Annotated in this window: 36 protein-coding genes; 3 read left to right on the forward strand and 33 right to left on the reverse strand. The window is 59.1% G+C overall.

Annotation, left to right across the window (positions count from 1 at the left end):
- Positions 1 to 12: 12 nt before the first annotated feature.
- The 26 genes from rpsD to rplC all read right to left on the reverse strand — a co-directional run bounded on the left by rpsD (position 13) and on the right by rplC (position 12431).
- A complete protein-coding gene (gene rpsD / locus AAHE99_RS17460) occupies positions 13 to 636 on the reverse strand; it encodes a 30S ribosomal protein S4 (RefSeq protein WP_342118631.1) in 624 nt (207 codons plus the stop codon).
- Positions 637 to 859: 223 nt separating this feature from the next.
- Positions 860 to 1264 (reverse strand): 30S ribosomal protein S11, encoded by a 405-nt coding sequence (gene rpsK, locus AAHE99_RS17465; protein ID WP_028101645.1) that lies wholly within the window; start codon positions 1262 to 1264, stop codon positions 860 to 862.
- Positions 1265 to 1278: 14 nt separating this feature from the next.
- Positions 1279 to 1644 carry a 30S ribosomal protein S13 gene (rpsM, locus tag AAHE99_RS17470; RefSeq protein WP_161025828.1) on the reverse strand — a complete coding sequence of 122 codons (366 nt, stop codon included), beginning with the start codon at positions 1642 to 1644 and terminating at the stop codon, positions 1279 to 1281.
- Between the two features lie 16 nt (positions 1645 to 1660).
- Positions 1661 to 1774, reverse strand: coding sequence for a 50S ribosomal protein L36 (gene rpmJ, locus AAHE99_RS17475; RefSeq protein ID WP_082507582.1), 114 nt, complete (start codon positions 1772 to 1774; stop codon positions 1661 to 1663).
- Between the two features lie 36 nt (positions 1775 to 1810).
- On the reverse strand, positions 1811 to 2029 hold the full coding sequence (gene infA, locus AAHE99_RS17480; RefSeq protein ID WP_005663428.1) for a translation initiation factor IF-1: 219 nt from the start codon (positions 2027 to 2029) through the stop codon (positions 1811 to 1813).
- A complete protein-coding gene (gene secY / locus AAHE99_RS17485) occupies positions 2030 to 3364 on the reverse strand; it encodes a preprotein translocase subunit SecY (protein ID WP_342118634.1) in 1335 nt (444 codons plus the stop codon). It lies immediately after the preceding gene.
- A 26-nt stretch (positions 3365 to 3390) separates the two neighbouring features.
- Positions 3391 to 3822 carry a 50S ribosomal protein L15 gene (rplO, locus tag AAHE99_RS17490; RefSeq protein WP_028101648.1) on the reverse strand — a complete coding sequence of 144 codons (432 nt, stop codon included), beginning with the start codon at positions 3820 to 3822 and terminating at the stop codon, positions 3391 to 3393.
- Between the two features lie 26 nt (positions 3823 to 3848).
- Positions 3849 to 4025, reverse strand: a complete 177-nt coding sequence (gene rpmD / locus AAHE99_RS17495) for a 50S ribosomal protein L30 (protein ID WP_035373423.1) — start codon at positions 4023 to 4025, stop codon at positions 3849 to 3851.
- A 12-nt stretch (positions 4026 to 4037) separates the two neighbouring features.
- Complete coding sequence (gene rpsE, locus AAHE99_RS17500) at positions 4038 to 4556, reverse strand: 30S ribosomal protein S5 (protein ID WP_057264732.1); 519 nt, start codon at positions 4554 to 4556, stop codon at positions 4038 to 4040.
- Between the two features lie 11 nt (positions 4557 to 4567).
- On the reverse strand, positions 4568 to 4930 hold the full coding sequence (gene rplR, locus AAHE99_RS17505; RefSeq protein WP_342118635.1) for a 50S ribosomal protein L18: 363 nt from the start codon (positions 4928 to 4930) through the stop codon (positions 4568 to 4570).
- A 13-nt stretch (positions 4931 to 4943) separates the two neighbouring features.
- Positions 4944 to 5477 carry a 50S ribosomal protein L6 gene (gene rplF / locus AAHE99_RS17510; RefSeq protein ID WP_130315944.1) on the reverse strand — a complete coding sequence of 178 codons (534 nt, stop codon included), beginning with the start codon at positions 5475 to 5477 and terminating at the stop codon, positions 4944 to 4946.
- 11 nt (positions 5478 to 5488) lie between these two features.
- The gene (rpsH, locus tag AAHE99_RS17515) at positions 5489 to 5884 is read right to left on the reverse strand and encodes a 30S ribosomal protein S8 (protein WP_028101653.1); all 396 of its coding nucleotides are present in this window, start codon (positions 5882 to 5884) and stop codon (positions 5489 to 5491) included.
- 14 nt (positions 5885 to 5898) lie between these two features.
- The gene (rpsN, locus tag AAHE99_RS17520) at positions 5899 to 6204 is read right to left on the reverse strand and encodes a 30S ribosomal protein S14 (protein WP_055937643.1); all 306 of its coding nucleotides are present in this window, start codon (positions 6202 to 6204) and stop codon (positions 5899 to 5901) included.
- 6 nt (positions 6205 to 6210) lie between these two features.
- Complete coding sequence (gene rplE / locus AAHE99_RS17525) at positions 6211 to 6750, reverse strand: 50S ribosomal protein L5 (RefSeq protein WP_342118637.1); 540 nt, start codon at positions 6748 to 6750, stop codon at positions 6211 to 6213.
- A gap of 6 nt (positions 6751 to 6756) precedes the next feature.
- Complete coding sequence (gene rplX, locus AAHE99_RS17530) at positions 6757 to 7071, reverse strand: 50S ribosomal protein L24 (protein WP_342118638.1); 315 nt, start codon at positions 7069 to 7071, stop codon at positions 6757 to 6759.
- Positions 7072 to 7082: 11 nt separating this feature from the next.
- Positions 7083 to 7451 carry a 50S ribosomal protein L14 gene (gene rplN, locus AAHE99_RS17535; RefSeq protein ID WP_028101657.1) on the reverse strand — a complete coding sequence of 123 codons (369 nt, stop codon included), beginning with the start codon at positions 7449 to 7451 and terminating at the stop codon, positions 7083 to 7085.
- Positions 7452 to 7705: 254 nt separating this feature from the next.
- Positions 7706 to 7972 (reverse strand): 30S ribosomal protein S17, encoded by a 267-nt coding sequence (rpsQ, locus tag AAHE99_RS17540; protein ID WP_028101658.1) that lies wholly within the window; start codon positions 7970 to 7972, stop codon positions 7706 to 7708.
- Positions 7969 to 8160, reverse strand: a complete 192-nt coding sequence (rpmC, locus tag AAHE99_RS17545; protein WP_342118639.1) for a 50S ribosomal protein L29 — start codon at positions 8158 to 8160, stop codon at positions 7969 to 7971. Before rpmC ends, rpsQ begins: the two co-directional genes overlap by 4 nt.
- 12 nt (positions 8161 to 8172) lie before the next feature.
- Positions 8173 to 8592 (reverse strand): 50S ribosomal protein L16, encoded by a 420-nt coding sequence (gene rplP / locus AAHE99_RS17550; protein ID WP_161025835.1) that lies wholly within the window; start codon positions 8590 to 8592, stop codon positions 8173 to 8175.
- Between the two features lie 2 nt (positions 8593 to 8594).
- Entirely contained in the window at positions 8595 to 9386 is a 792-nt protein-coding gene (rpsC, locus tag AAHE99_RS17555; protein WP_028101661.1) for a 30S ribosomal protein S3, read from the reverse strand.
- A gap of 9 nt (positions 9387 to 9395) precedes the next feature.
- Entirely contained in the window at positions 9396 to 9728 is a 333-nt protein-coding gene (gene rplV, locus AAHE99_RS17560; RefSeq protein WP_207232949.1) for a 50S ribosomal protein L22, read from the reverse strand.
- Positions 9725 to 10000: a 30S ribosomal protein S19 gene (gene rpsS / locus AAHE99_RS17565; protein ID WP_130315950.1), complete on the reverse strand. Its 276-nt coding sequence runs from the start codon at positions 9998 to 10000 to the stop codon at positions 9725 to 9727. Before rpsS ends, rplV begins: the two co-directional genes overlap by 4 nt.
- A 9-nt stretch (positions 10001 to 10009) precedes the next feature.
- Positions 10010 to 10837, reverse strand: coding sequence for a 50S ribosomal protein L2 (rplB, locus tag AAHE99_RS17570; protein WP_130315951.1), 828 nt, complete (start codon positions 10835 to 10837; stop codon positions 10010 to 10012).
- Positions 10837 to 11154 carry a 50S ribosomal protein L23 gene (gene rplW, locus AAHE99_RS17575; protein WP_130315952.1) on the reverse strand — a complete coding sequence of 106 codons (318 nt, stop codon included), beginning with the start codon at positions 11152 to 11154 and terminating at the stop codon, positions 10837 to 10839. The genes rplB and rplW overlap by 1 nt, the downstream gene beginning before the upstream one ends.
- Positions 11151 to 11771: a 50S ribosomal protein L4 gene (gene rplD / locus AAHE99_RS17580; protein ID WP_342118640.1), complete on the reverse strand. Its 621-nt coding sequence runs from the start codon at positions 11769 to 11771 to the stop codon at positions 11151 to 11153. The genes rplW and rplD overlap by 4 nt, the downstream gene beginning before the upstream one ends.
- Positions 11772 to 11774: 3 nt before the next feature.
- The gene (rplC, locus tag AAHE99_RS17585) at positions 11775 to 12431 is read right to left on the reverse strand and encodes a 50S ribosomal protein L3 (protein ID WP_342118641.1); all 657 of its coding nucleotides are present in this window, start codon (positions 12429 to 12431) and stop codon (positions 11775 to 11777) included.
- 230 nt (positions 12432 to 12661) lie between these two features.
- Between rplC and AAHE99_RS17590 the strand changes: the two genes are divergently transcribed.
- Complete coding sequence (locus AAHE99_RS17590) at positions 12662 to 13822, forward strand: Fic family protein (protein WP_342118642.1); 1161 nt, start codon at positions 12662 to 12664, stop codon at positions 13820 to 13822.
- Between the two features lie 27 nt (positions 13823 to 13849).
- Positions 13850 to 14233, forward strand: a complete 384-nt coding sequence (locus tag AAHE99_RS17595) for a DUF2784 domain-containing protein (RefSeq protein ID WP_342118643.1) — start codon at positions 13850 to 13852, stop codon at positions 14231 to 14233.
- Here the strand turns inward: AAHE99_RS17595 and AAHE99_RS17600 are convergent.
- Genes AAHE99_RS17600 through creB form a run of 4 tightly spaced genes read right to left on the reverse strand, consistent with a single transcriptional unit; the run spans position 14166 to position 18189 of the window.
- A complete protein-coding gene (locus AAHE99_RS17600; RefSeq protein ID WP_342118644.1) occupies positions 14166 to 14648 on the reverse strand; it encodes a hypothetical protein in 483 nt (160 codons plus the stop codon). The two genes, AAHE99_RS17595 and AAHE99_RS17600, sit on opposite strands and share 68 nt — an antisense overlap.
- Positions 14645 to 16003 (reverse strand): cell envelope integrity protein CreD, encoded by a 1359-nt coding sequence (creD, locus tag AAHE99_RS17605; protein WP_342118645.1) that lies wholly within the window; start codon positions 16001 to 16003, stop codon positions 14645 to 14647. Before creD ends, AAHE99_RS17600 begins: the two co-directional genes overlap by 4 nt.
- Before the next feature lie 48 nt (positions 16004 to 16051).
- Positions 16052 to 17494, reverse strand: coding sequence for a two-component system sensor histidine kinase CreC (creC, locus tag AAHE99_RS17610; RefSeq protein ID WP_342118646.1), 1443 nt, complete (start codon positions 17492 to 17494; stop codon positions 16052 to 16054).
- Positions 17491 to 18189 (reverse strand): two-component system response regulator CreB, encoded by a 699-nt coding sequence (gene creB, locus AAHE99_RS17615; RefSeq protein WP_342118647.1) that lies wholly within the window; start codon positions 18187 to 18189, stop codon positions 17491 to 17493. The genes creC and creB overlap by 4 nt, the downstream gene beginning before the upstream one ends.
- A 65-nt stretch (positions 18190 to 18254) precedes the next feature.
- Between creB and AAHE99_RS17620 the strand changes: the two genes are divergently transcribed.
- Positions 18255 to 18914 (forward strand): hypothetical protein, encoded by a 660-nt coding sequence (locus AAHE99_RS17620; protein ID WP_342118648.1) that lies wholly within the window; start codon positions 18255 to 18257, stop codon positions 18912 to 18914.
- A 10-nt stretch (positions 18915 to 18924) separates the two neighbouring features.
- Here the strand turns inward: AAHE99_RS17620 and AAHE99_RS17625 are convergent, their stop codons facing one another.
- The 3 genes from AAHE99_RS17625 to rpsJ form a co-directional block, all read right to left on the reverse strand.
- The gene (locus AAHE99_RS17625) at positions 18925 to 19137 is read right to left on the reverse strand and encodes a hypothetical protein (protein ID WP_342118649.1); all 213 of its coding nucleotides are present in this window, start codon (positions 19135 to 19137) and stop codon (positions 18925 to 18927) included.
- Positions 19138 to 19207: 70 nt separating this feature from the next.
- Positions 19208 to 22006: a TonB-dependent receptor plug domain-containing protein gene (locus AAHE99_RS17630; RefSeq protein ID WP_342118650.1), complete on the reverse strand. Its 2799-nt coding sequence runs from the start codon at positions 22004 to 22006 to the stop codon at positions 19208 to 19210.
- Between the two features lie 275 nt (positions 22007 to 22281).
- On the reverse strand, positions 22282 to 22599 hold the full coding sequence (rpsJ, locus tag AAHE99_RS17635; protein WP_028101676.1) for a 30S ribosomal protein S10: 318 nt from the start codon (positions 22597 to 22599) through the stop codon (positions 22282 to 22284).
- Between the last annotated feature and the right edge of the window lie 148 nt (positions 22600 to 22747).

The following is a 22747-nucleotide window of genomic DNA, read 5'->3' on the forward strand; positions in this document are numbered from 1 at the left end:
CAGCACCCGAGATTAACGGGAATACAGTTCGACGATCAGCGATTCGTTGACGTCAGCAGCGATTTCGTTGCGCTCTGGCAGGGACTTGAAGGTACCTTCCATTTTCTTGGAGTCAACCGACACCCAAGCTGGCATGCCAACTTGTTCAGCCAGCGACAGGGCTTCAACGATACGGGTCTGCTTCTTCGACTTTTCGCGCACAGCGATCACGTCGCCGGTCTTCACGTTGTACGAAGGGATGTTCACCACGTTGCCGTTCACGGTGAAGGCTTTGTGGGAAACCAGCTGACGCGCTTCAGCGCGGGTCGAGCCGAAGCCCATGCGGTATGCAACGTTGTCCAGGCGGGATTCCAGCAGGGACAGCAGGGTTTCGCCGGTTGGGCCCTTGCGGCGCTCAGCTTCAGCGAAGTAGCGACGGAACTGGCGTTCCAGCACGCCGTACATACGCTTGACCTTCTGCTTTTCGCGCAGCTGGTTGCCGTAGTCGGAGGTGCGGGCGCCGGATTTCACGCCGTGCTGGCCTGGCTTGACATCCAGTTTGCACTTGGAATCCAGGGAGCGGCGTGCGCTCTTCAGGAACAGGTCGGTGCCTTCACGGCGGGACAGTTTTGCTTTTGGTCCGATATAACGTGCCACGGTAATTTCCTTTAATGATTGAATGACGCCCCAGCCGCATCGGAATGCGGTTAGGCGCTAGCCTGGTTCACTTACAACGCAGGCGTGGCTATAGCCTCACCGGCAAGCCGGAAAGGCGAAAATAGCCGGACAGTATAACCGTTTCCGGTTCACTGTTCCAGCGATTTTGTGCTCAGAAGACGGTGGCCGGTCCACACCAGACCGGCCAATGTCGAACTGACTATTAGATACGACGACGCTTTGGAGGACGGCAGCCGTTGTGTGGCACTGGGGTCACGTCCTGGATCTCGGTGATCTTGATGCCCAGGTTGTTCAGTGCGCGCACTGCGGATTCGCGGCCAGGACCAGGGCCCTTGATGCGAACTTCCAGGTTCTTCACGCCGCATTCCTGTGCAACTTTACCAGCGGCTTCAGCAGCAACCTGCGCTGCGAACGGGGTCGATTTACGCGAACCCTTGAAGCCAGCACCACCGGAGGTCGCCCACGACAGAGCGTTGCCCTGGCGGTCGGTGATGGTGATGATGGTGTTGTTGAAGGAAGCGTGAACGTGTGCGATACCTTCAGCGACGTTCTTCTTGACTTTCTTGCGTACGCGAGCGGCTGCTGCGGAGCTTTGTTGCTTAGCCATAGTAGTTCCCTAGATTATTTCTTCAGCGATTGAGCGGCTTTGCGCGGGCCCTTACGGGTACGTGCATTGGTGCGGGTGCGCTGACCGCGGACCGGCAGGCCCTTACGGTGACGCAGACCACGGTAGCAGCCCAGGTCCATCAGACGCTTGATGTTCATCGACAGTTCGCGGCGCAGGTCACCCTCTACCACGAATTTGCCGATTTCTTCACGCAGCTTTTCCAGTTCGCTGTCGTCCAGGTCCTTGACCTTCTTGTTGGTTGCAACGCCGGCTTGTGCGCAGATGAACTGCGAACGAGGACGGCCGATACCGTAGATCTCGGTCAGGCCGATAACGGTGTGCTTATGGTTTGGGATGTTAACCCCTGCAATACGTGCCATTCGTTATTCCCTCGAATTAACCTTGACGCTGCTTGTGACGAGCTTCCACGCAGATTACGCGGACCACGCCCTTGCGCTTGATGATCTTGCAGTTGCGGCAGATGCGCTTAACTGAAGCGTTAACTTTCATGATTGCACTCTCTTATGTTCGAAATTGCTTAATTAATTACTTTGTCCGGAACACAATACGGGCCCGGGACAGGTCGTACGGCGTCAATTCAACCGTGACTTTGTCGCCAGGGAGAATGCGGATGTAGTTCATGCGCATTTTACCCGAAATGTGGCCGAGTACCACGTGGCCGTTTTCCAGCTTTACTCTAAAAGTTGCATTAGGCAAGTTCTCCAGAATCTCACCCTGCATCTGAATTACGTCGTCTTTTGCCATTTATCGTGTCGGAATCCCGCCCTTGAAGTTAGCTTTGCGCAGCAGCGATTCATATTGCTGCGACATCACATAGTTTTGTACTTGCGCCATGAAGTCCATGGTCACAACCACAATAATCAACAGCGAAGTACCACCAAAATAGAACGACACCTTCCATTGCGCTTGCATGAATTCAGGCAGCAAGCACACGGCAGTGATGTACACCGCGCCCGCCAGAGTCAATCGCATCAGGATCTTGTCGATGTAACGGGCTGTCTGCTCACCGGGACGAATCCCTGGCACAAAGGCCCCGCTCTTCTTCAAGTTGTCTGCAGTTTCTTTGCTGTTAAACACCAGAGCGGTGTAGAAGAAGCAGAAGAATACGATTGCTACAGCGTACAGCAGTGCATGGATCGGCTCACCAGGAGCCATCGACGCAGCCAGATCTTTCAGGAAGCGGACCACCGGGTTAGAGGTGTCCGCACCTTTCGAAAACCAGTCCACGATGGTAGCCGGGAACAAGATAATCGACGAAGCGAAGATCGGCGGAATCACGCCTGCCATGTTCAGCTTGAGCGGCAGGTGGCTGGTCTGCCCACCGTAGATCTTGTTACCGACCTGACGTTTGGCGTAGTTGACCAGGATCTTGCGCTGACCACGTTCCACGAACACCACGGCGTAGGTGACAGCAGCCACCAGCAGCACGATGAGGATCGCCGACGGTGCACCGATGGCGCCCTGCGACACCTGGGAGAACAAGCCACCCAGAGCGCTCGGCAGACCAGCAGCAATACCGGCGAAGATGATGATCGAGATGCCGTTACCAAGACCGCGCTCGGTAATCTGCTCGCCCAACCACATCACGAACATGGTGCCGGTCAGCAGCGTCACCACGGTGACGAAGCGGAAGCCCATGCCTGGGTCCAGTACCAGGCCAGGCTGGGATTCCAGCGCGACCGCGATACCGAACGCCTGGAACAGAGCCAGACCGACGGTTGCATAGCGGGTGTATTGGGTAATCTTGCGACGGCCCGATTCACCTTCTTTTTTCAGCGCCTCCATAGTCGGGGACACGATCGACACCAGTTGCATGATGATCGAGGCCGAGATGTATGGAGTAATGCCCAGGGCAAACACCGTGAAGCGGGAGAGTGCGCCGCCCGAGAACATGTTGAACATGCCCAGGATGCCGCCTTCTTGCTGCTTGAACAGTGCTGCCAGCTGTACCGGATCTACCCCTGGAACAGGGATGTGTGCACCGATCCGGTACACCACCAGAGCGCCCAGCAAAAACCACAGCCGGTTCCAAGGGAAGCCGGCGGCGGCGGATTTAGCAAGCTGTTGGTTCGTTGCCAATTTTCGCTCCGATTAAGCTAGCTAGCTCAGGCTACCGAGCCGCCAGCTGCTTCGATGGCTGCTTTCGCGCCAGCGGTCACTTTCAGGCCTTTTACGGTCACTGCTTTAGTGATTTCGCCGGAAGCGATAACACGTACGTCGCGTGCCAGAACATTCAGCACGCCGGCCTGTTTCAGCACCAGGATGTCGACTTCACCGACAGCCAGGGCGTTCAGGTCGGACAGACGCACTTCAGCCTTGAAAGTGGCATTCAGGGATTTGAAGCCACGCTTAGGCAGACGACGCTGCAGAGGCATTTGACCGCCTTCGAAGCCGACTTTATGGAAGCCGCCCGAACGCGATTTCTGACCTTTGTGGCCACGGCCTGCGGTTTTACCCAGGCCAGAGCCGATACCGCGGCCAACGCGGCGCTTAGCGTGCTTCGCGCCTTCTGCTGGTTGAATGGTATTCAGTTGCATTGTTTTCTCCAGATCCTAAGAGTTTCTTAGGAAACGACTTTAACGAGGTAGGCGACCTTGTTGATCATGCCGCGCACAGCAGGGGTGTCCTGCAGTTCGCTGACAGAGTTCACACGACGCAGGCCCAGGCCACGCACGGTTGCGCGGTGGTCTTGACGGGTGCCGATCAGGCCCTTCACCAGTTTGACTTTGATAGTGCTCATTGAAGGCTCCTATTAACCCAGGATCTCTTCAACCGACTTACCGCGCTTGGCGGCGATGTCAGCTGGAGTGCTCATTTTTGCCAGACCGTCCAGGGTGGCGCGCACCAGGTTGTATGGGTTGTTCGAACCGGTGGACTTAGCCACCACGTCGGTCACGCCCATCACCTCGAAGATAGCGCGCATTGCGCCACCTGCGATCACGCCGGTACCTGGCTTAGCTGGCGACATCATCACTTTCGACGCGCCGTGGCGGCCGGTGACGGTGTGCTGCAGGGTGCCGTTCTTCAGAGGTACCTTGATCAGGTTGCGGCGGGCTTCTTCCATTGCCTTCTGCACACCTACCGGAACTTCTTTCGACTTGCCCTTGCCCATGCCGATGCGGCCATCGCCGTCACCAACCACGGTCAGCGCTGCGAAGCCCATGATGCGACCACCCTTGACCACTTTGGTCACGCGGTTGATCGCGATCATTTTTTCGCGCATGCCATCATCCGGCTTATCGGATGCCATCTTTGCTTGCATTTTTGCCATGATCGTTATCCTTAGAACTTCAGACCGGCTTCACGCGCGGCTTCAGCCAGCGCCTTGACACGGCCGTGGTAACGGAAACCGGAGCGGTCGAAGGCAACTTCGGTAATGCCCGCTTTCAGTGCTTTTTCTGCGACACGCTTGCCCACCAGAGCGGCAGCGGCGGTGTTGCCACCCAGACCGGTCTTGCCAGCCAGCTCGGCGCGCACTTCCGCTTCCACGGTCGAGGCCGAAACCAGAACTTTGGCTTCCGGGCTGATCAGGCTCGCGTAGATGTGCTGGTTGGTACGGTGCACCGACAGGCGGTTCACTTTCAACTGAGCAATCTTGATACGAGTTTGGCGTCCGCGGCGCAGACGAGATTCTTTTTTGTCCATCGTCAGCCCCTAATTACTTCTTCTTGGTTTCTTTGAGCTTAACCACTTCGTCCACATAGCGGACACCCTTGCCCTTATAAGGCTCAGGGGAGCGGTAAGCACGCACTTCGGCAGCCACCTGGCCAACCTTTTGGCGATCAACGCCAGAGATGATGATCTCGGTTGGGGTCGGGGTGGCGCACTTCACGCCAGCTGGCATGTCGTGCACGACAGGGTGCGAGAAACCCAGGGACAGGTTCAGCTTGTCGCCTTGGGCTTGGGCTTTGTAACCCACGCCAACCAGGGACAGCTTCTTCTCGAAGCCCTTGGTAACGCCCACTACCATGTTGTTGACCAGAGCACGCAGGGTGCCGGACATGGCGTTGGATTCACGGCTGTCGTTCACCACGTCGAAGGACAGGGTGCCGGCATTGTTTTCTACTTTAACCAGGCCGTTCAGGCTCTGGGTCAGGGTGCCCAGTGGGCCCTTGACGGTGATCGCTTGTGCGGAGATGGCAACTTCGGCGCCAGCAGGCACAACGATCGGCATTTTAGCTACACGAGACATTGTGTTACTCCTTAAGCCACGAAGCAGATGACTTCGCCACCGACGCCGGTAGCGCGCGCTTTGCGATCGGTCATGACGCCTTTCGGGGTCGACACGATTGCCACGCCCAGGCCGTTCATCACGGTTGGGATCTCATCTTTGCCTTTGTAGATACGCAGGCCTGGACGCGAAACACGTTCCAGACGCTCGATCACAGGACGGCCTACATAATATTTCAAACCGATTTTCAGTTCCGACTTGCCCTCAGAGGTGGACACGGCGAAATCTTCAATGTAACCCTCGTCCTTCAGGACGTTGGCAATCGCAACTTTCACCTTCGACGATGGCATAGCCACGGAGGTCTTTTGCACGGTCTGTGCGTTGCGGATGCGGGTCAGCATATCGGCGATAGGATCGCTCATACTCATTGCTTATTCTCCTATTACCAGCTGGCTTTGGTCATACCCGGGATCTCGCCACGCATAGCGAATTCACGGAGCTTGATACGGCCCAGGCCGAATTTACGGAAGGTGCCGCGTGGGCGACCGGTTACCTGGCAGCGGTTACGCTGGCGGGTTGGGGCGGAGTTACGTGGCAGGGCCTGCAGTTTCAGGCGCGCTTCGTAACGCTCTTCTTCCGACTTGGTCTGGTCATCAATGATGGCCTTCAGAGCGGCGCGCTTGGCGGCGAATTTCGCTACCAGGTCAGCACGCTTCTGTTCACGGTTAATCAGTGCGAGTTTTGCCATGATCGTTTAGTTCCTGAACGGGAATTTAAAGGCGGCGAGCAGCGCTTTGGCTTCTTCGTCGGTCTTCGCGGTGGTGGTGATCGAGATGTTCATACCACGCAGTGCGTCGATCTTGTCGTACTCGATTTCCGGGAAGATGATCTGTTCTTTCACGCCGATGTTGTAGTTGCCACGGCCATCGAAAGATTTACCATTCACACCACGGAAGTCACGCACGCGCGGCAGGGCCACGGTGATCAGACGGTCCAGGAATTCGTACATGCGGGCGCCGCGCAGGGTCACCATGGTACCGATCGGGTAGCCTTCGCGGATCTTGAAACCTGCGATTGCCTTACGGGCCTTGGTCACGACTGGCTTCTGGCCGGCGATCTTGGTCAGGTCGCCAACAGCGTGCTCGATGATTTTCTTGTCAGCCACGGCTTCCGAGAGACCCATGTTCAGGGTGATCTTGGTCAGGCGAGGCACTTCCATCACCGACTTGTAACCAAACTTGGTGGTCAGCTCAGCGGCGATCTTGTCTTTGTACAGTTGTTGCAGACGGGCCATTTCTGATTACCCTTTCACTACTTCGCCGGAGGACTTGAAGACGCGGACTTTTTTGCCGTCCACTTCTTTGAAGCCTACGCGATCTGCCTTACCGGTCGCAGCGTTGAACAGCGCAACGTTGGACACGTGAATTGGCATGGTCTTGTCAACGATGCCACCTTGAACACCAGTCATTGGGTTCGGCTTAACAGCTTTCTTAGCAACGTTAACGCCCTCAACCACGACGTGCTCAGCGTCTACACGCTGGGTCACTACGCCGCGCTTGCCCTTGTCCTTACCAGTCAGGACGATGACTTCGTCGTTTTTGCGAATCTTATCCATTGTCTGACTCCTTACAGGACTTCCGGTGCCAGGGACACGATCTTCATGAACTTCTCAGTACGCAGTTCGCGCGTTACTGGGCCAAAGATACGGGTACCGATTGGTTCCAGTTTATTGTTCAGCAGGACGGCAGCATTGCCATCGAACTTCACCAGGGAACCATCCTGGCGGCGAACACCCTTAGCGGTGCGCACTACCACGGCGTTATAAATTTCACCTTTTTTGACACGACCACGTGGCTGAGCCACCTTAACGGTGACCTTGATCACGTCGCCAATGCCAGCATAACGGCGCTTGGAACCGCCCAACACCTTGATGCACATCACTTCCTTGGCACCGGTGTTGTCGGCTACTTCGAGCCGGCTCTCAGTTTGAATCATAGTTGTCTCTTTCCCAACTTAAGCCGAAATCCCCACACAATGCAGAGCTCGGTCAGTCTTGGTCCCGCCAGATCCCGACATGGGAACTGTTTGGGTGCTTGATCTTCATACAAGTACTGACCGCGACTGCGCCCGCGGAGGGACGGATAGCGGCGATACATGAACGAAGCCCGCAAGTATTACATAAAACCTGCGGGCCTGCAAGAACTAATTAAATTGTGGCCGGGAACTCACGCTCCCGGCTGGCAACTTACTTAGACGATTTGTGCAGCTTGCACTACTCGGGTCACCGTCCACGCCTTGGTCTTGGAGATCGGGCGACCTTCCTGGATTTCCACCGTATCACCGGCTTTAACCTGGTTGGTCTCGTCGTGCGCGTGGTACTTGGCGCTACGAACGATGATCTTGCCATACAGAGGGTGCTTAACGTGACGCTCGATCAGAACGGTAACGGTCTTGTCCATCTTGTCGGACACAACTTTACCGATCAGAGTACGCTTCAGCTTAACTTGTTCGGTCATTTTGCTTCCTTCGAGTTCATTACCGTTTTCACGCGGGCGATGTCGCGGCGGACCTTCTTCAGCTGCGAGGTGTTGCCCAGCTGCTGGGTAGCAGCTTGCATACGCAGACCGAACTGTGCCTTCAGCAGGTCGTTCAGTTCTTTCTGCAGAGCAGCCTGGTCTTTGCCACGGAGTTCAGATGCTTTCATATTTCACTCCAATTATTGGCCAACCTGGCGCACCACGAAGGTGGTTGCCAGAGGCAGTTTAGCAGCGGCCAGACGGAACGCTTCGCGTGCCAGTTCTTCAGCGACGCCATCCATTTCGTACAGGACTTTGCCTGGACGGATTTCGGCAACGTAGTACTCCGGATTACCTTTACCGTTACCCATACGGACTTCGGCAGGCTTGTTGGAGATCGGCTTGTCTGGGAAAACACGGATCCAGATACGGCCACCACGCTTGATGTGACGGGTCATCGCACGACGAGCGGACTCGATCTGGCGTGCGGTGATACGACCACGAGCCACGGCCTTCAGGCCGAACTCACCGAACGACACGTTAGTGCCGGTGGAGTGCGAAATGCCGGTGTTACGGCCTTTCTGCTCTTTACGATATTTCCTGCGGCTAGGTTGCAGCATGCTTATTCTCCTGCTTTGTCAGCTGCGGCCGGCTTGGCAGCGCGGCGACCGGCTGGGGCTTTGGCGCCTGGAGCTGGACGGCGGCCAGCTGGCTTACCGTCGTCGCGGCGCGGGCCACGTGGCTTCTTCTCTTCCGCTGGGGTGTCGATGACTGGTGCTTCGCCGGTGGCGGAGCGGTCACCCTTGTACACCCACACCTTGACACCGATGATGCCGTAGGTGGTCGAGGCTTCGGAAGTACCGTAATCGATGTCGGCCTTCAGGGTATGCAGAGGCACGCGGCCTTCACGATACCATTCGGTACGAGCGATCTCGATGCCGTTCAGACGGCCGGAGGACATGATCTTGATGCCCTGGGCGCCCAGGCGCATTGCGTTCTGCATGGCGCGCTTCATGGCGCGGCGGAACATAATACGCTTTTCCAGCTGCTGGGAGATCGAGTCAGCGATCAGCTGAGCGTCGATTTCCGGCTTACGGATTTCTTCGATGTTCACGTGCACTGGCACGCCCATGATCTTGGTCAGGGCGGACTTCAGTACTTCGATGTCTTCGCCCTTCTTGCCGATCACGACGCCAGGACGCGAGCTGTACACGGTGAAGCGTGCGTTCTTGGCAGGACGCTCGATCACGATGCGGCCCACGGAAGCGTTTTTCAGCTTCTTCTTCAGGAAAGCACGTGCCTTCAGGTCTTCGTTCAGCATGGAAGCGAAGTTACCGTTGGTTGCGTACCAGCGAGATGCCCAGTTACGGGTGACCGCCAGACGGAAACCGGTTGGATGAATTTTCTGACCCATCGCAGCTCCTTAGTTACCGACAGTCACGTAAATGTGACAGGATTGTTTCGAGATACGGTCGCCACGACCTTTAGCGCGTGCAGTGAAGCGCTTCAGGATTGGACCCTTTTCGACGTAGATGGTCTTTACGAACAGTTCGTCGATGTCGGCACCGTCGTTGTGCTCGGCGTTCGCAATTGCGGACTCCAGCACCTTCTTGACGATGAACGCGCCTTTCTTAGGGCTGAACTGCAGGATGTTCAGCGCAGCGTCAACCTTCTTACCGCGGATCAGGTCAGCGATCAGGCGACCTTTTTGATCCGACAGGCGAACGCCTTTGAGGATAGCTTTAGTTTCCATTATTTCTTAGCCTTTTTGTCAGCAGCGTGGCCCTTGAAGGTGCGGGTCAGCGCGAATTCGCCGAGCTTGTGACCAACCATGTTCTCGGAAACGTACACAGGCACGTGGACCTTGCCGTTGTGCACAGCAATGGTCAGACCGATGAAGTCAGGCATGATCGTCGAGCGACGGGACCAGGTTTTAATTGGCTTTTTGTCTTTGGACGCTTGAGCGGCTTCGACTTTTTTCACCAGGTGGGCGTCGCAGAACGGCCCTTTTTTCAATGAACGAGTCATGGTTTATCCTTATTTCTTGCCGCGGCGAGAGACGATCATCGAAGAAGTACGCTTGTTGGAGCGAGTCTTCTTACCCTTGGTCTGCTGGCCCCATGGGGACACTGGATGACGACCAGCTGCGGTACGGCCTTCACCACCACCGTGCGGGTGGTCGATCGGGTTCATCACCACACCGCGGACGGTTGGGCGAACACCGCGCCAGCGCATTGCACCAGCTTTACCGATCTTGCGCAGGCTGTGTTCAGCATTGCCAACTTCGCCGATGGTGGCGCGGCACTCGATGTGCACGCGGCGCACTTCGCCGGAGCGCAGGCGAACCTGAGCGTAGGTACCTTCGCGGGCCATCAGGACCACAACGGCGCCAGCGGTACGGGCCATCTGAGCACCCTTGCCTGGCAGCATTTCCACGCAGTGGATGTTGGTGCCGACTGGGATGTTGCGGATTGGCAGGCAGTTACCGGCCTTGATCGGGGCTTCCGAACCGTTCAGCAGGGTGTCGCCGACAGCAACGCCTTTCGGGGCGATGATGTACTTGCGCTCGCCGTCGGCGTAGCACAGCAGGGCGATGTGTGCGGTACGGTTTGGATCGTATTCGATACGTTCCACTTTCGCAGGGATGCCGTCCTTGGTGCGCTTGAAGTCCACAACACGGTAGTGGTGCTTGTGGCCACCGCCGATGTGGCGGGTGGTGATGTGACCGTTGTTGTTACGGCCAGCAGTCTTGGACTTCTTTTCCAGCAGGGCGGCGAACGGACGGCCTTTGTACAGGTCGGCGTTCACAACCTTCACCATGCCGCGACGGCCTGGGGAGGTTGGCTTCATCTTAACGAGTGCCATTATTTAGCCTCCTCGGTGAAATTGATTTCCTGGCCTGGCTTCAGGCACACGAAAGCACGCTTGGTGTGGTTGCGGCGACCGATGAAACGGCCGGAACGCTTGACCTTACCTTCGCGGTTCACGGTCTGCACCGATTCCACTTCAACCTTGAACAGCAGTTCAACGGCGGCCTTGATTTCTGGCTTGGTCGCATCCTTGGTAACCAGGAACACGATCTGCTCGTTCTTTTCCGCAACCATGGTGGCTTTTTCGGAAATGACCGGAGCCAGCAGCACCTTCATCAGGCGCTCTTCGCTGTGTTTGATAACTGCGCTCATGCCAGCATCTCCTCAATCTGTGCCAGAGCTGCCTTGGTGACCAGGACCTTCTTGTAGAAGACCAGGGACATTGGGTCAGCGTGACGTGGCTCGACAACCAGCACGTTCGGCAGGTTGCGGGAAGCCAGTTCCAGGTTTTCCTGGATGGTGTCGGTAACGATCAGGACCGAGTCCAGACCCATGCCGGTCAGCTTTTGCGACAGCAGCTTGGTCTTAGGGGCTTCGATCGACAGATCTTCGATCACAACCAGACGCTCTTCGCGGGCCAGCTGAGACAGGATCGAGCAGATACCTGCGCGATACATCTTCTTGTTGACCTTGTGCGAGAAGTTCTCGTCAGGGGTGTTCGGGAAGGTGCGGCCACCACCACGCCACAGCGGGGAGGAGGACATACCAGCACGAGCGCGGCCGGTGCCTTTTTGGCGCCATGGCTTCTTGGTCGTGTGGTGGACTTCTTCGCGGTCTTTCTGCTTGCGGTTGCCGGAGCGAGCGTTAGCAGCGTAAGCGACGACGACTTGGTGGATCAGCGCTTCGTTGTAGTCACGGCCGAAGACGGTGTCAGCGGCGGCTACGTTGGAGGCGACTTGACCTTGCGCGTTCAAGAGCTTCAGTTCCATCGATTAAGCTCCCTTCTTTGCTTTAACTTTAACAGCTGGCGATACAACAACCTGGCCGTTTTTCGCGCCTGGTACTGCACCCTTCACCAGCAGCAGCTGGCGGTCAGCGTCGATACGAGCGATTTCCAGGTTCTGGGTGGTGACGGTGACGTCGCCCATGTGACCGGTCATGCGCTTGCCTGGGAACACACGGCCCGGATCCTGCGCCATACCGATGGAGCCTGGTACGTTGTGCGAACGGGAGTTACCGTGGGTTTGACGACCCGAAGCGAAGTTGTGACGCTTGATGGTACCGGCGTAGCCTTTACCGATCGATACGCCTTGAACGTCGATCTTTTGACCGACTTCGAACAGGGAAGCGGCGATAACTTCACCAGCTTTCAGTTCGGATGCTTTAGCAGCGTCAACGCGGAATTCCTTCAGGAAGGTACCAGCTTCAACACCAGCTTTAGCGAAGTGACCGGCAGCAGCTTTAGTCACGCGGGATGCGCGACGCTGACCGAAGACAACCTGAACAGCGGAATAACCATCCACTTCAGGAGTTTTGATTTGCGCAACACGGTTGTTCGATACGTCCAACACGGTGACTGGGATCGAATCCCCGTCATCGGTGAAGATGCGCATCATACCAACCTTGCGACCGAGGAGGCCAAGGCTCATTTTTTCTCCATTCCCACCTACGATTGGGCGGGGCTTTGTTTAACTACAAAAAAAGATACGGGCCATAAAAAAGACGAACCCATACCGAAGCCGGCTAGTGTACCGGCATTTGCCCCTTGACGCAACAGGTTTGTACGAGGTATGTCAAAGGTTTATGATTATCTCCAACCGCTTATTGCGCAAAGTTTGATTTCGCGCAATAAGCGGAATTCTTATTGCGCGGAGAGGCCATGGAACGCGGTTTGATTGGGCATTACGAAGGCTCGGCTGCGGCTGGCGAGGCATGCCGTGCATTGGTGCCGGCCCCCTTGCCGCCCACCCCTGAATTGACCATCGGCGCCGATTTGCAAGTGCGGCTGGGCGACGCCTGGCTGGCCCTGGGCCGACTGGACAGCCTGGCTGTCATGCTGCCGAACGCCTCCATGCTGTTATACAGCTTCGTACGCAAGGAAGCGGTCATGTCGTCGCAGATCGAGGGAACGCAATCGTCCCTGGCCGACTTGTTGCTGTACGAGGCGGCGGGAGCGCCCGGCGTGCCGCTGGAGGATGTGCGGGAGGTTTCCTGCCACGTCGATGCATTGATGCACGGCATGCAACGTTTGCAGGATGGCTTTCCCATCTGCACGCGACTGATGAACGAAATGCACAGCAAATTGATGGCGCATGGAAGGGGCCCGCAGAAAGCGCCCGGTGAGCTGCGGCGCATACAAAACTGGATTGGCGGTTCCAGTCCAAACCGGGCGGTTTTCGTCCCCGCCCCGCCGCAGCATATAGCGGACTGCATGTCCGACTTGGAGAAGTACATGAATGACGTGCCGGTACGGCACGCGGCGCTGATCAAAGCGGCGTTGGCGCATGTCCAGTTCGAGACCATCCATCCCTACCTCGATGGCAATGGCCGCCTTGGGCGTTTGCTGATACCACTGCTGCTGGTGAGCGAGGGCGTTCTGCGTCACCCTATGTTGTATCTTTCGCTATACTTCCGTGAGCATCGCGGCAACTACTATACGGCGCTACAGAATGTTCGGCTGACGGGCAACTGGGAGGAATGGCTGCGGTTCTTTGCCACCGCGATCGTGCATACGGCGGAACAGGCGATGGAGACCGCGTCGGCACTGCTGGCACTGGCGGAAGTGGACCGTCAACGACTGGAACAGCTGGGCAGGCTGGCCCCATTTGCCCTGCAAGTGCACCGCTCGTTGAGCGAACGCCCGGTATCGACCATCGCGGCGATTTGCCAGGCCGCCAGCCAGAGCCCCCACACTGTCGCGAAGGTGCTGAGCGCCATGCAGAGCCTGGGCATGGTGCGTGAAGTGACAGGCATGAAACGCAACCGCATATACGAATACACCGCCTGCCTCGCAATCCTGAACCGCGATATCCAGCCATGACCGGCTGGTCTGCCTGGGAGTCTGTCCATGGCTTACCGCTTGGCTGCCGACGCCGTACTACTCCTGCACCTGGGCTTCATCCTGTTCGCCCTGTTTGGCGCCCTGCTGGTGTTGCGACGGCGTTGGATCAGGTGGCTGCACCTGCCGGCCGTGGCGTGGGCGGCGGCAATTGAGCTGGCAGGTGCGGTCTGTCCCCTGACTTACCTGGAAAACTATTTGCGCGAGCGCGCCGGGCAGCGAGGCTATAGCGGCGGCTTCATCGATCATTATCTGCTGCCGCTGGTGTATCCGTCCGCGCTGACACCGACCCTGCAATGGCTGCTGGCAGGCATCGTGCTGGCAATCAACCTGTTGCTGTATGGCTGGCTGTTCCGCCGCCCCGGCACCCGACCGTCCGCGCCGCGCGACTGAGGTCCGGCCGCCCCGCCACCGCAACCTGCTCCGGCAAGCGAGCATAAGCGCGGAAGATATCGATGCCGCGCCGCCCGAGCCTGGATTCCAGCACGCCCAGCAGGTCCAGATAAGGCGCGCTGCCCACCAGGGTGGCGCAGGGCAGCGCCAGCCGATAGACCGGCGCGCCGCCCTGCCCCGCCACCGCCACGTCGCGATAGCCGCCCACCACCACGGCCGCCAGCCGGGTGCCAGGGTGGACGTCGAGCTGCCAGTACACTGTTTCGTAGCTGGCCAGCACCAGCACGATGCTGGCGCCGCAGCGGTCGAGCACCACGCGCACCGGTCCGGCCGCGCGGGCCGCAACGTAGCCGGACACCACCACCAGCTCGGCGCCGGCGGCCAGTGCGGGCGAGAGCAGGCCGCCGGGGATCATGCCGGCTCCGCGCCCGGCTCGCCCAGTCGGTACCAGTCGACCTTGCGGGTGGCGACCATAATGGCCGACAGCACGGCGAACAGCAGGATGGCGCCCATCACCAGGGCATTACTTTCGGAATTCAGGAGCCCGAACAGCACGCCGTACAGGCCACCCAGCGCGGCGGCAAAGCTGGCGCCGCGCTTCCAGTTGTGCAGCACGTGGGCCAGGTAGTAGCCGATCAGGACAATGCAGGCGGCGCTGGCGGCGACATAGGCCAGCACGAAGTCGATGTGCTCGGACAGGCTGACCAGCAACAGGAAGAACAGCGCCAGCGCCATGCCGACCAGGGCGTACTGCACCGGGTGGATCGGCAGGCGCTTCATCACCTCGAACAGGAAGAAGGCGGCGAAAGTCAGCGCCACGAACAGCAAGCCGTACTTGGTGGCACGGTCGGCCATCGAATACACGTTGACCGGTTCGATGAACGTGGTACGGATGGCATCCAGCTGCGGCGCCTGGCCGGCAGGCGCCGCGCCCGCCCCGCCGCGCAGGGCGACCGCCTCGCGTTCACGCAGCTGCTGCTGGGCGTTGGTGGCCAGCGCCGAAATACGCCACACCGCCTGGAAGCCCTGCTCCGTCACATTGCGCTGCTCCGGCAGGTACTGGCCGCCGAACTGCGGGTGCGGCCAGGCCGAAGTCATGGTGAAGCGGTTGTTCTTCGCCAGCGGCACGAAAGCCTGGCTGCCCAGGCCGCCGAGGTTCAAGTCGAAGCTGAAGCTGACTGCGCCCGGCACGGCATCGGCCAGCGGCAGGCGGGCATGCAGCCCTTTAGGCGCCGAGGCCAGGCGCGCGCCCTGCTCGAATTCGATGCGGCGCTTGCCCCACGCCAGCTGCGGGAAATCGCGCACGCCGCGCGTGTCCTCCACCGCCAGCGCTATATACGGTTCACGCGGCGTGATGTCCGAGCGCTCGACCGTGTGCGGCAGCTCGGACAACGCCGGCACCAGGAAGTCGCCGCTGAATTTATGGCTGCCGTTATAAACCAGGATCTGGTGGATGCCGCGGTAACGGCGCTCGGTGGCCATGGTGGAGGCCACGTCCAGCTGCTGCGGGAAGACCAGGTGCTGCGAACGCTTGCGGTAGCGCTTCGCCTCGCCGTTTTCCTGCACCGTGTATTCCTCGTCGTAGGGCATGACCAGCACCGGGCCATATACCTGCTGGGCGCCGACCGATTCCTCGGCGATGCCGGCGGCGGCGGCGTCGCGGAACTGCATGCGTTCCTGCACGACGGATTGGATCATGGCCAGCGGTGCGCCGAGCAGGAACATCAGCACGGCGACGATGAAGGCTTTGACCAGAAGTCTTTTTTGCATTTTTGGCGCTTCCTGTTGTGGTTTAGGTTGCGCCAGTGTAGGCAGCGTTTATGTGCTGACGATGCGTTCTGTGTGAAGCGGCAGCAGCAAGGACGCGCGGCAGCCGCTGCCCTCCCCGTTCACCACTTGCGCGCTGCCGCCGTGCAAGGCGGCGACTTCGCGCACGAAGGGCAAGCCAAGGCCGGTGCTCTTGGCGCCGTCGGGACGCGGCAGGGAATAGAAGCGGTCGAACAGGCGTCCTTCGGCGTAGGGCGGGATGCCGGGGCCGGCATCGGCGACGCTGACTTCGAGCTGCGCGCCGCTGATGCGCGCAGCCAGCTGCACCGTGCTGCCTTGCGGCGCGAAGCCGATGGCGTTATCGAGCAGGTTGCCGATCGCCTGGCGCAGCAGCAAGGCGTCGCCGCGCACGCGCGGGGTATCGTCGACGCTGAGCTGCAAGTGCAGCGCGCGCGCATCGAGGCGGGCACGGAAGTCGCCGGCCACGTCCTGCAGCAGGCTGGCGATATCGACCGCTGCGGCCTCGTCGATGCCCTGCTGCTTTTCCACCCGCACCAGCGCCAGCAGCTTGTCGATCAGGTCGCGCTGGCGCGCGTTCTGGGCCTGGATGGTGGCCAGGAACTGGCGCCGCTGTTCGGGCGGCATGTCTTCCTCCAGCAGTTCCGCCGTGGCTTGGATGGCGGCGATCGGGCTTTTCAGTTCGTGCGTCAGCGTGTGCATCAGTGTTTCGACGTAGTCCTTGCCCTCCAGTTTGGCGCGCATGGCTTCCAGCGCGTGGCCAAGGGTGGAGATTTCGCTGCTGCCCAATTTAGGCATGACGGCTTTGCGGCCGGCCTGCACTTCGGCCACGAACACCATCAGCTTGCGCAGCGTGCCCATGATGCGCCAGGTCATCGCCACGCCGACCAGCAGCGACAGGCCAAGCAGCAAGGCGCCCCATTGCAGCAGCTTGCGCTGGCTGCGCTCGATGAAGGCCTTGACGCCGGAAATGGGCTTGGCCACCGTCAGCGCGCCAATAATGCGCTCGCCGTCGCGCACCGGAGCGGCGACGTACATGACGGTGCTGGCATCCTGCTCCGGCACTTCGCGCGTCATGCGCGCGCCGTATTTGCCGCGCAGCGTGAGGTAGACGTCGTTCCAGCGCGAGTAGTCCTGGCCGAGCGCCTTGCCGGCCGTGTCGAAGCGCACGATGCCCTGCGCGTCGGTGATGTAGATGCGGTAGCCGATGCGCTGCTTTGCCACGTCGCCGATGTTCGCCACCAGGGCGCGCTGCGACGCGTCCTGCAGGCGCGCCAGCATATCGGCATCGAAGTGCCCATCGCGCACATCGGCCGCTACCGCGCCGGCCAGGAGCTGGGCGGTGTCGGCGGCCATGTCTTCCATCGTGAAGCGCACGCCGGGGCGGACCTGCTCCACGAATACATTCATCAGCAGCCAGGCGGCCACGCCGACGATCAGGAAGTAGCCAAGCAGGATGCGCAGGCCGATCTTCATGCGCTGGTTTGCAGGCTGTAGCCCATGCCGCGATGGGTCTGGATCGGGTCGGCGGATTCGTCGATGGTGCGCAACTTGGCGCGCAGGGATTTGATGTGGGCGTCCACCGTGCGGTCCAGCGTATCGGGCGCGTCGCTCCAGACGCGGTCCATCAGCTGTGCGCGCGACATGACGTGGCCGGGATGCTCGACCAGGGTTTTCAGCAGCAGGTATTCGTATCGCGTCAGGTCGAGCGCCTGGCCGGCGAACAGGATGCGCGCCTCCGGTGCGCGCAGCTCGAAGCGCGGCGCCCGGTCTGGCGCAGCCGGCGCCGGTGCGCCATTGCCCGCGCCCGCACGGCGCAGTATCACCCGCACGCGCGCCACCAGCTCGCGCGGCGAGAACGGCTTGGTCACGTAGTCATCGGCGCCGATCTCCAGGCCGACGATGCGGTCGATCTCATCGCTGCGCGCGGTCAGGAAAATCACCGGCACGTCCGAGAACTGGCGCAGGCGGCGGCACACATCGAGACCGCTGATATCGGGCAGGCCGACATCGAGGATCACCAACGCCGGCGCCCGCTCACGCGCCACGGCCAGCGCCTGCTCGCCCAGCGTCACATGCCGCGGCTCGAAGCCTTCTTTACGCAAGGCGAACGCGATGCTCTCCGCAATCGCCGCCTCGTCTTCCACGATGAGAATTGTCTTTTCGCCCATGCGCGCGAGTATAACTGACGCGCGGCTGCTAGAATCGCGCACCATTTTTGAGAACAGGACTTCAAGTGAAACTAACAATCCAGGAAGGAAGCTGGATCGGATTTGTCCAACTGCCAAATTGTGAACCAATTCCCACTTTCGTCCATCGACTCATCCCCCTTAAAACAGGCAAAGGGATACTTCGCCTTGAATTGAGCGTCCTGCGGTACTCGGCCCAGCAACACCCCCTGACAATCGACATTCAGGTCCTCGTTCACGATTGCGACTTCCTGGTTGGGCGTCGAGTCGACGAAGCGGGGAAAGGCCAAACCTTGATGATCAAGGCATGTAAGCCCTGCACCACCGACTTGCTCACCGTTGCGCAGCCCACCGACTTTCACGAACTGCGAGCCATGCCCGATGCGACAGAGGAAATCCACATCGGCAAGGAATACGGGGCATTCGACAGTTACTTGATCCAACGCGGGTTTGCCCCACAGCAGATGGAAGACAAATGGCTAATCTATATGACCGGCAACAAGCTCCAGTTCCATCGTAGTTGGACCGGTCATTGCATTTATTCGCTTAGCGTGACTCCGCGAGAAGGCAGGCTTTATCTAGACAACTGCACGATTAACGGCAACCGAGACCAATACAAGTCCGAATCGACGCTGAACGAGCGAGATCACGTCCTGACGCTCATCGATTACTTACTAATCCGCCCCTTCGAACAACATCGGATTTAACAAGCCATCTTCAGTTCGTTGGCGCCTCTCCTTCGGCGGCCTTCGCAGCGGCGGAGGCCGCCTTTTGCTGACTGTCTTCCAGTGACTTGACTGCGTCTTGCGCCTTGTCGCGCTGGGCGCCCATGGCTCTGATGTCTTGCGCCGCCTGGTTGGCGGGGTTGTCTTTCTTCGCGCAGGCGCACAGCGCGGCGGCGAGCGACAGCAGGATGATGGTGGTGCGCATGGCGGCCCCCCTTAAATAAAAAAGCCAGGCATTGCTGCCTGGCTTTTCATTGTATTACACCGCTTCCGGATCAGAAGAAGGTGTAAGCAGCGCTAACCGAGTAGGTACGCAGCTGAGGTGCCCATGGGGTGAAACCTTCGCGCCATTTCACTGGCAGTTCCTTGTCGAACAGGTTGTACACGAAGGCGCTCAGACGCACGTTCTTGATGCCGGTGTAGACGAAGCTGTAGTCAACGGTGGTGTTGGCTTTAACTTTGCCGCAGGCTTCCAGGAACTCAGCCTTCACATTGTTGGTCGCGCAGTAGGTTGGCGAGCCATCGTTGTTGTTGCTGTACGAGCTGGCGTAGTGCACGGTCAGGCCGTTGTTGTAGACGCCCTTCTTCCACACGCCACGCAGCTTGGTACGCAGACGGGAGCCGGTGTCGTAGTTGCCGGCGATGTTGTCGTTGTACTTGTTGTCAGCTTCCGAGAACTGCTTGTAGCTCAGCAGGTAGGCACCTTCCAGCTTGAAGTCCAGGTCGCCCCATGCACCCATGCGGAACTTGGTGGCGGCGTCGAAGTCGAAGCCGGATACCTTGGTGCGGCCGGAGTTCACGTATGGGTTGTACACCAGACCCAGCTTGCCAACGCCACCGAAGTTCAGGGTGTTGGTTGGGGCGTACTTCTTAACGATTTCCAGGAACTCGTTATCGGTGATGGTGTTGTCGATACGGATCAGCTGGCCAGCTGGCAGCGAGGACTCGCCTTTCAGGATGTCGGCCACCGCGCGGGTGCCGATTTCATCCTTGCGCTGGATGTTGAAGTAGTCAATCGCCAGGCTGCTGTCCTTGGTTGGCTGCCATACGGTACCCACAGTATAGGACTTGGAGGTCTCTGGCTTCAGGTCCGGGTTGGAGGCCACGAAGCTTGGCAGGGAACCGGAGCAATCCGCAGCGCGGTAGGTGTTGGCCAGGGACTTGTCCGACGGGGTCACGCCAGGAGCGTTCTGCACCAGGGCGTTCAGCTGGTTGGCGATCGAGCAGCGGCGTGGGTCGTTGACGGAGTTGGAAACCGAGGAGCGGCCCAGGCCGTTACCGGATTCAACGATGTTCGGCGCACGGAAGCCGCCAGCACCGGTGGCGCGCAGCAGCAGGCTGTCAACCGGGTTCCAACGCAGGCCCAGCTTAGGCGAAACGTGGGCGTCGGCATTGCCGGACTTGTCGGCACGCAGGGCGGCGCTCAGTTCAACGCGCTTGACCACAGGGATGGTGGCTTCGCCGAACAGTGCGTAGTGCTTGGAAACGTCTTTCACCTGCAGGCCGAAGATGCCCACCAGTTCGCCGTTCAGGACGTTGTCCGAAGACTTCATCTCGTAGAATTCGCGGCGGATGTCGGTACCGATTGCAACGTTCAGCGGACCGGCTGGCAGTTCAGCCACGGTGCCGGTGACGGTCGCGTCGGCGAACAGGATGCGGGCTGCACCAACGGTGGTACGGACCGGGAACATCTTCTCCAGCAGGGCTGGATCGTTCTTCTGGCCGAACACGTAGGACTTGCTCACGATCGCGTCCGTGTAACCCTTGGCGCTGGTGGCCCGGGTGGCCTTGGTCGCTTCGGAGTTCATGTAGCCAACAGCCGACTTCCAGTCCCAGGTGCCGAAGGTACCGTTCAGTGCCAGCATGAAGCGGGACTGCTCGGAGTCGGTGGTGTTGAAGTTGAAGCCGTCGCCGGTGTCCATCATGCGGGCACGCAGTTCGGTCGGGGTCTTGTATGGGTTGTTTGGATGGCCAACCGGCAGCTTCGGATAGGTGAAGCCGCTGACCATCTTGCCACCGTACACGTTGTACCATGGGTTGACCGGTGCGCTGGTGGTGAAGGTTGCCAGAGGCGCAACGATGTAGTCGTTGGTCGCGCCAGCCGAGGTGATCTCGAAGTTGGCGTCGATCGAGTTACCGATCTTGAAATGGGTGTTGGAAGCCAGGGCCCAACGCTTGTTGTCGGTGGTTTGGCCGGAGTACGGCAGCACGTCCCACTTGCACTGCTTGTCGATCGGGTCGATCGCTTCTGCCGGGCAGCCTGGGGCGGCGACGATATTGGTCGCGCTCAGGAAGTAGTTACCGGTTGGCGAGTAGGCGCTCTTGGCATCCCAGGTCGAACGGCCTGGGGTGTCTTTGTGCCACGATGGGTACTGGCCCTTGATTTCGCCGGTGGTCCAGCCATCGCGCTTGTAGCCTTCGACGCTCAGCCAGGTGTTGAAGCCGTCGGTGTCGATGTCGCCGAAGCCGATGATGGCGGTGGCGTTGCGGTTACGGTAGTCTTTGAAGCCATCGGCGCCGCTGTAGGAAGCCTTGACCTTGGCGCCCACGTAGTCCTTGCGCAGGATGATGTTGACCACGCCAGCCACGGCGTCGGAGCCGTAGATTGCCGATGCGCCGTCTTTCAGGATCTCGATGCGTTCGATCGATTCGGAAGCGATCGCGTCCAGGTTGGTGAAGTTCTGCTGTGCGCCGTCGGACAGGCCGTACTGCGCGATGCGGCGGCCGTTCACCAGGACCAGGGTCGATACCTTGCCCAGGGAGCGCATGCCAACGCCGGAGGAACCGGTCGCGAACGAGCCCGAACCCACGGTTTCGGAGCTGATGCTGGTTTCGATGGCGGCAGCGTTGTTCAGGATGTCCAGCGCGGTGGTGGCGCCAGTGCGCTCGATATCCGCACGGTTCAGTACCTGCACCGCGCCAGCGGCTTCGGAGGCGGTACGCTTGATGCTGGAACCAGTGATTTCAACGCGTTGGATTTTTTCAGCGGCTTCTTGCGCGAAGGCTGGGGCGGCGAAGGCAACTGCCACGGCAGCGGCGATCGCTTTTTTGTTCAGGTTACGTGTGCTTTTCACTACTACTCCCTTGCGTGTTTAACTTATTTATTAAAAGTAAAAGCCGTTAATGATAAGGGATAACTCATCAGTTATGTAACACTACCGAAACATTTCTTACGCGAATCGCCATTTCCACAACACGTTTTCATAGCTTTTTTATAATGTTGCCGAAGATTGTTTGCCTGAAATCAATAAAAGCAAAAGCCCGCAGATGCGGGCTCTTTCGTTTGCCTGGCAGCAAACCGGCGAAAAAAAAGCCCGCATAGTGCGGGCTTTTTTATTTCGAAACCAGATTACTGCAGTTTGATTTCGACGTCCACGCCAGCTGGCAGGTCCAGCTTCATCAGGGCGTCAACGGTCTTGTCGGTTGGATCCACGATATCCATCAGGCGCTGGTGGGTGCGGATTTCGAACTGGTCGCGGGAAGTCTTGTTCACGTGCGGGGAACGCAGCACGTCGTAACGCTGGATACGGGTTGGCAGAGGAACTGGGCCTTTTACCACGGCGCCGGTGCGCTTGGCGGTGTCAACGATTTCCAGGGCGGACTGGTCGATCAGCTTGTAGTCGAAAGCCTTCAGGCGGATACGGATCTTTTGGTTTGGAGCGGACATGCTTATTCCTTAAAAGAACGAACCGGCAACATTTTGTTTCCGGCAATGTAAGTAAATACTACGACGGGCCGACATGATAGCACATGCCGGCCCGTTTTGATCAGACTAAGAAACTAATTAGTCGATGATCTTGGCTACCACGCCCGCA

It is taken from the genome of Pseudoduganella sp. OTU4001 (assembly GCF_038440195.1).
In the GTDB taxonomy this organism is placed as follows: Bacteria; Pseudomonadota; Gammaproteobacteria; order Burkholderiales; family Burkholderiaceae_D; genus Rugamonas.

Bases quoted from the DNA above. Each gene is read 5' to 3' on its own strand.
- rpsK (WP_028101645.1), bottom strand. From the start codon at position 1,264: ATGGCTAAGCAACAAAGCTCCGCAGCAGCCGCTCGCGTACGCAAGAAA.
- rpsM (WP_161025828.1), bottom strand. From the start codon at position 1,644: ATGGCACGTATTGCAGGGGTTAACATCCCAAACCATAAGCACACCGTT.
- rpmJ (WP_082507582.1), bottom strand. From the start codon at position 1,774: ATGAAAGTTAACGCTTCAGTTAAGCGCATCTGCCGCAACTGCAAGATC.
- infA (WP_005663428.1), bottom strand. From the start codon at position 2,029: ATGGCAAAAGACGACGTAATTCAGATGCAGGGTGAGATTCTGGAGAAC.
- rplO (WP_028101648.1), bottom strand. From the start codon at position 3,822: ATGCAACTGAATACCATTCAACCAGCAGAAGGCGCGAAGCACGCTAAG.
- rpmD (WP_035373423.1), bottom strand. From the start codon at position 4,025: ATGAGCACTATCAAAGTCAAACTGGTGAAGGGCCTGATCGGCACCCGT.
- rpsE (WP_057264732.1), bottom strand. From the start codon at position 4,556: ATGGCAAAAATGCAAGCAAAGATGGCATCCGATAAGCCGGATGATGGC.
- rplR (WP_342118635.1), bottom strand. From the start codon at position 4,930: ATGGACAAAAAAGAATCTCGTCTGCGCCGCGGACGCCAAACTCGTATC.
- rplF (WP_130315944.1), bottom strand. From the start codon at position 5,477: ATGTCTCGTGTAGCTAAAATGCCGATCGTTGTGCCTGCTGGCGCCGAA.
- rpsH (WP_028101653.1), bottom strand. From the start codon at position 5,884: ATGAGTATGAGCGATCCTATCGCCGATATGCTGACCCGCATCCGCAAC.
- rpsN (WP_055937643.1), bottom strand. From the start codon at position 6,204: ATGGCAAAACTCGCACTGATTAACCGTGAACAGAAGCGTGCTGACCTG.
- rplE (WP_342118637.1), bottom strand. From the start codon at position 6,750: ATGGCCCGTCTGCAACAACTGTACAAAGACAAGATCGCCGCTGAGCTG.
- rplX (WP_342118638.1), bottom strand. From the start codon at position 7,071: ATGGATAAGATTCGCAAAAACGACGAAGTCATCGTCCTGACTGGTAAG.
- rplN (WP_028101657.1), bottom strand. From the start codon at position 7,451: ATGATTCAAACTGAGAGCCGGCTCGAAGTAGCCGACAACACCGGTGCC.
- rpsQ (WP_028101658.1), bottom strand. From the start codon at position 7,972: ATGACCGAACAAGTTAAGCTGAAGCGTACTCTGATCGGTAAAGTTGTG.
- rpmC (WP_342118639.1), bottom strand. From the start codon at position 8,160: ATGAAAGCATCTGAACTCCGTGGCAAAGACCAGGCTGCTCTGCAGAAA.
- rplP (WP_161025835.1), bottom strand. From the start codon at position 8,592: ATGCTGCAACCTAGCCGCAGGAAATATCGTAAAGAGCAGAAAGGCCGT.
- rpsC (WP_028101661.1), bottom strand. From the start codon at position 9,386: ATGGGTCAGAAAATTCATCCAACCGGTTTCCGTCTGGCGGTCACCCGT.
- rpsS (WP_130315950.1), bottom strand. From the start codon at position 10,000: ATGACTCGTTCATTGAAAAAAGGGCCGTTCTGCGACGCCCACCTGGTG.
- rplB (WP_130315951.1), bottom strand. From the start codon at position 10,837: ATGGCACTCGTTAAGATGAAGCCAACCTCCCCAGGCCGTCGCGGCATG.
- rplW (WP_130315952.1), bottom strand. From the start codon at position 11,154: ATGAGCGCAGTTATCAAACACAGCGAAGAGCGCCTGATGAAGGTGCTG.
- rplD (WP_342118640.1), bottom strand. From the start codon at position 11,771: ATGGAACTGAAGCTCTTGAACGCGCAAGGTCAAGTCGCCTCCAACGTA.
- rplC (WP_342118641.1), bottom strand. From the start codon at position 12,431: ATGAGCCTTGGCCTCCTCGGTCGCAAGGTTGGTATGATGCGCATCTTC.
- AAHE99_RS17590 (WP_342118642.1), top strand. From the start codon at position 12,662: ATGGAACGCGGTTTGATTGGGCATTACGAAGGCTCGGCTGCGGCTGGC.
- AAHE99_RS17595 (WP_342118643.1), top strand. From the start codon at position 13,850: ATGGCTTACCGCTTGGCTGCCGACGCCGTACTACTCCTGCACCTGGGC.
- AAHE99_RS17600 (WP_342118644.1), bottom strand. From the start codon at position 14,648: ATGATCCCCGGCGGCCTGCTCTCGCCCGCACTGGCCGCCGGCGCCGAG.
- creD (WP_342118645.1), bottom strand. From the start codon at position 16,003: ATGCAAAAAAGACTTCTGGTCAAAGCCTTCATCGTCGCCGTGCTGATG.
- creC (WP_342118646.1), bottom strand. From the start codon at position 17,494: ATGAAGATCGGCCTGCGCATCCTGCTTGGCTACTTCCTGATCGTCGGC.
- creB (WP_342118647.1), bottom strand. From the start codon at position 18,189: ATGGGCGAAAAGACAATTCTCATCGTGGAAGACGAGGCGGCGATTGCG.
- AAHE99_RS17625 (WP_342118649.1), bottom strand. From the start codon at position 19,137: ATGCGCACCACCATCATCCTGCTGTCGCTCGCCGCCGCGCTGTGCGCC.
- rpsJ (WP_028101676.1), bottom strand. From the start codon at position 22,599: ATGTCCGCTCCAAACCAAAAGATCCGTATCCGCCTGAAGGCTTTCGAC.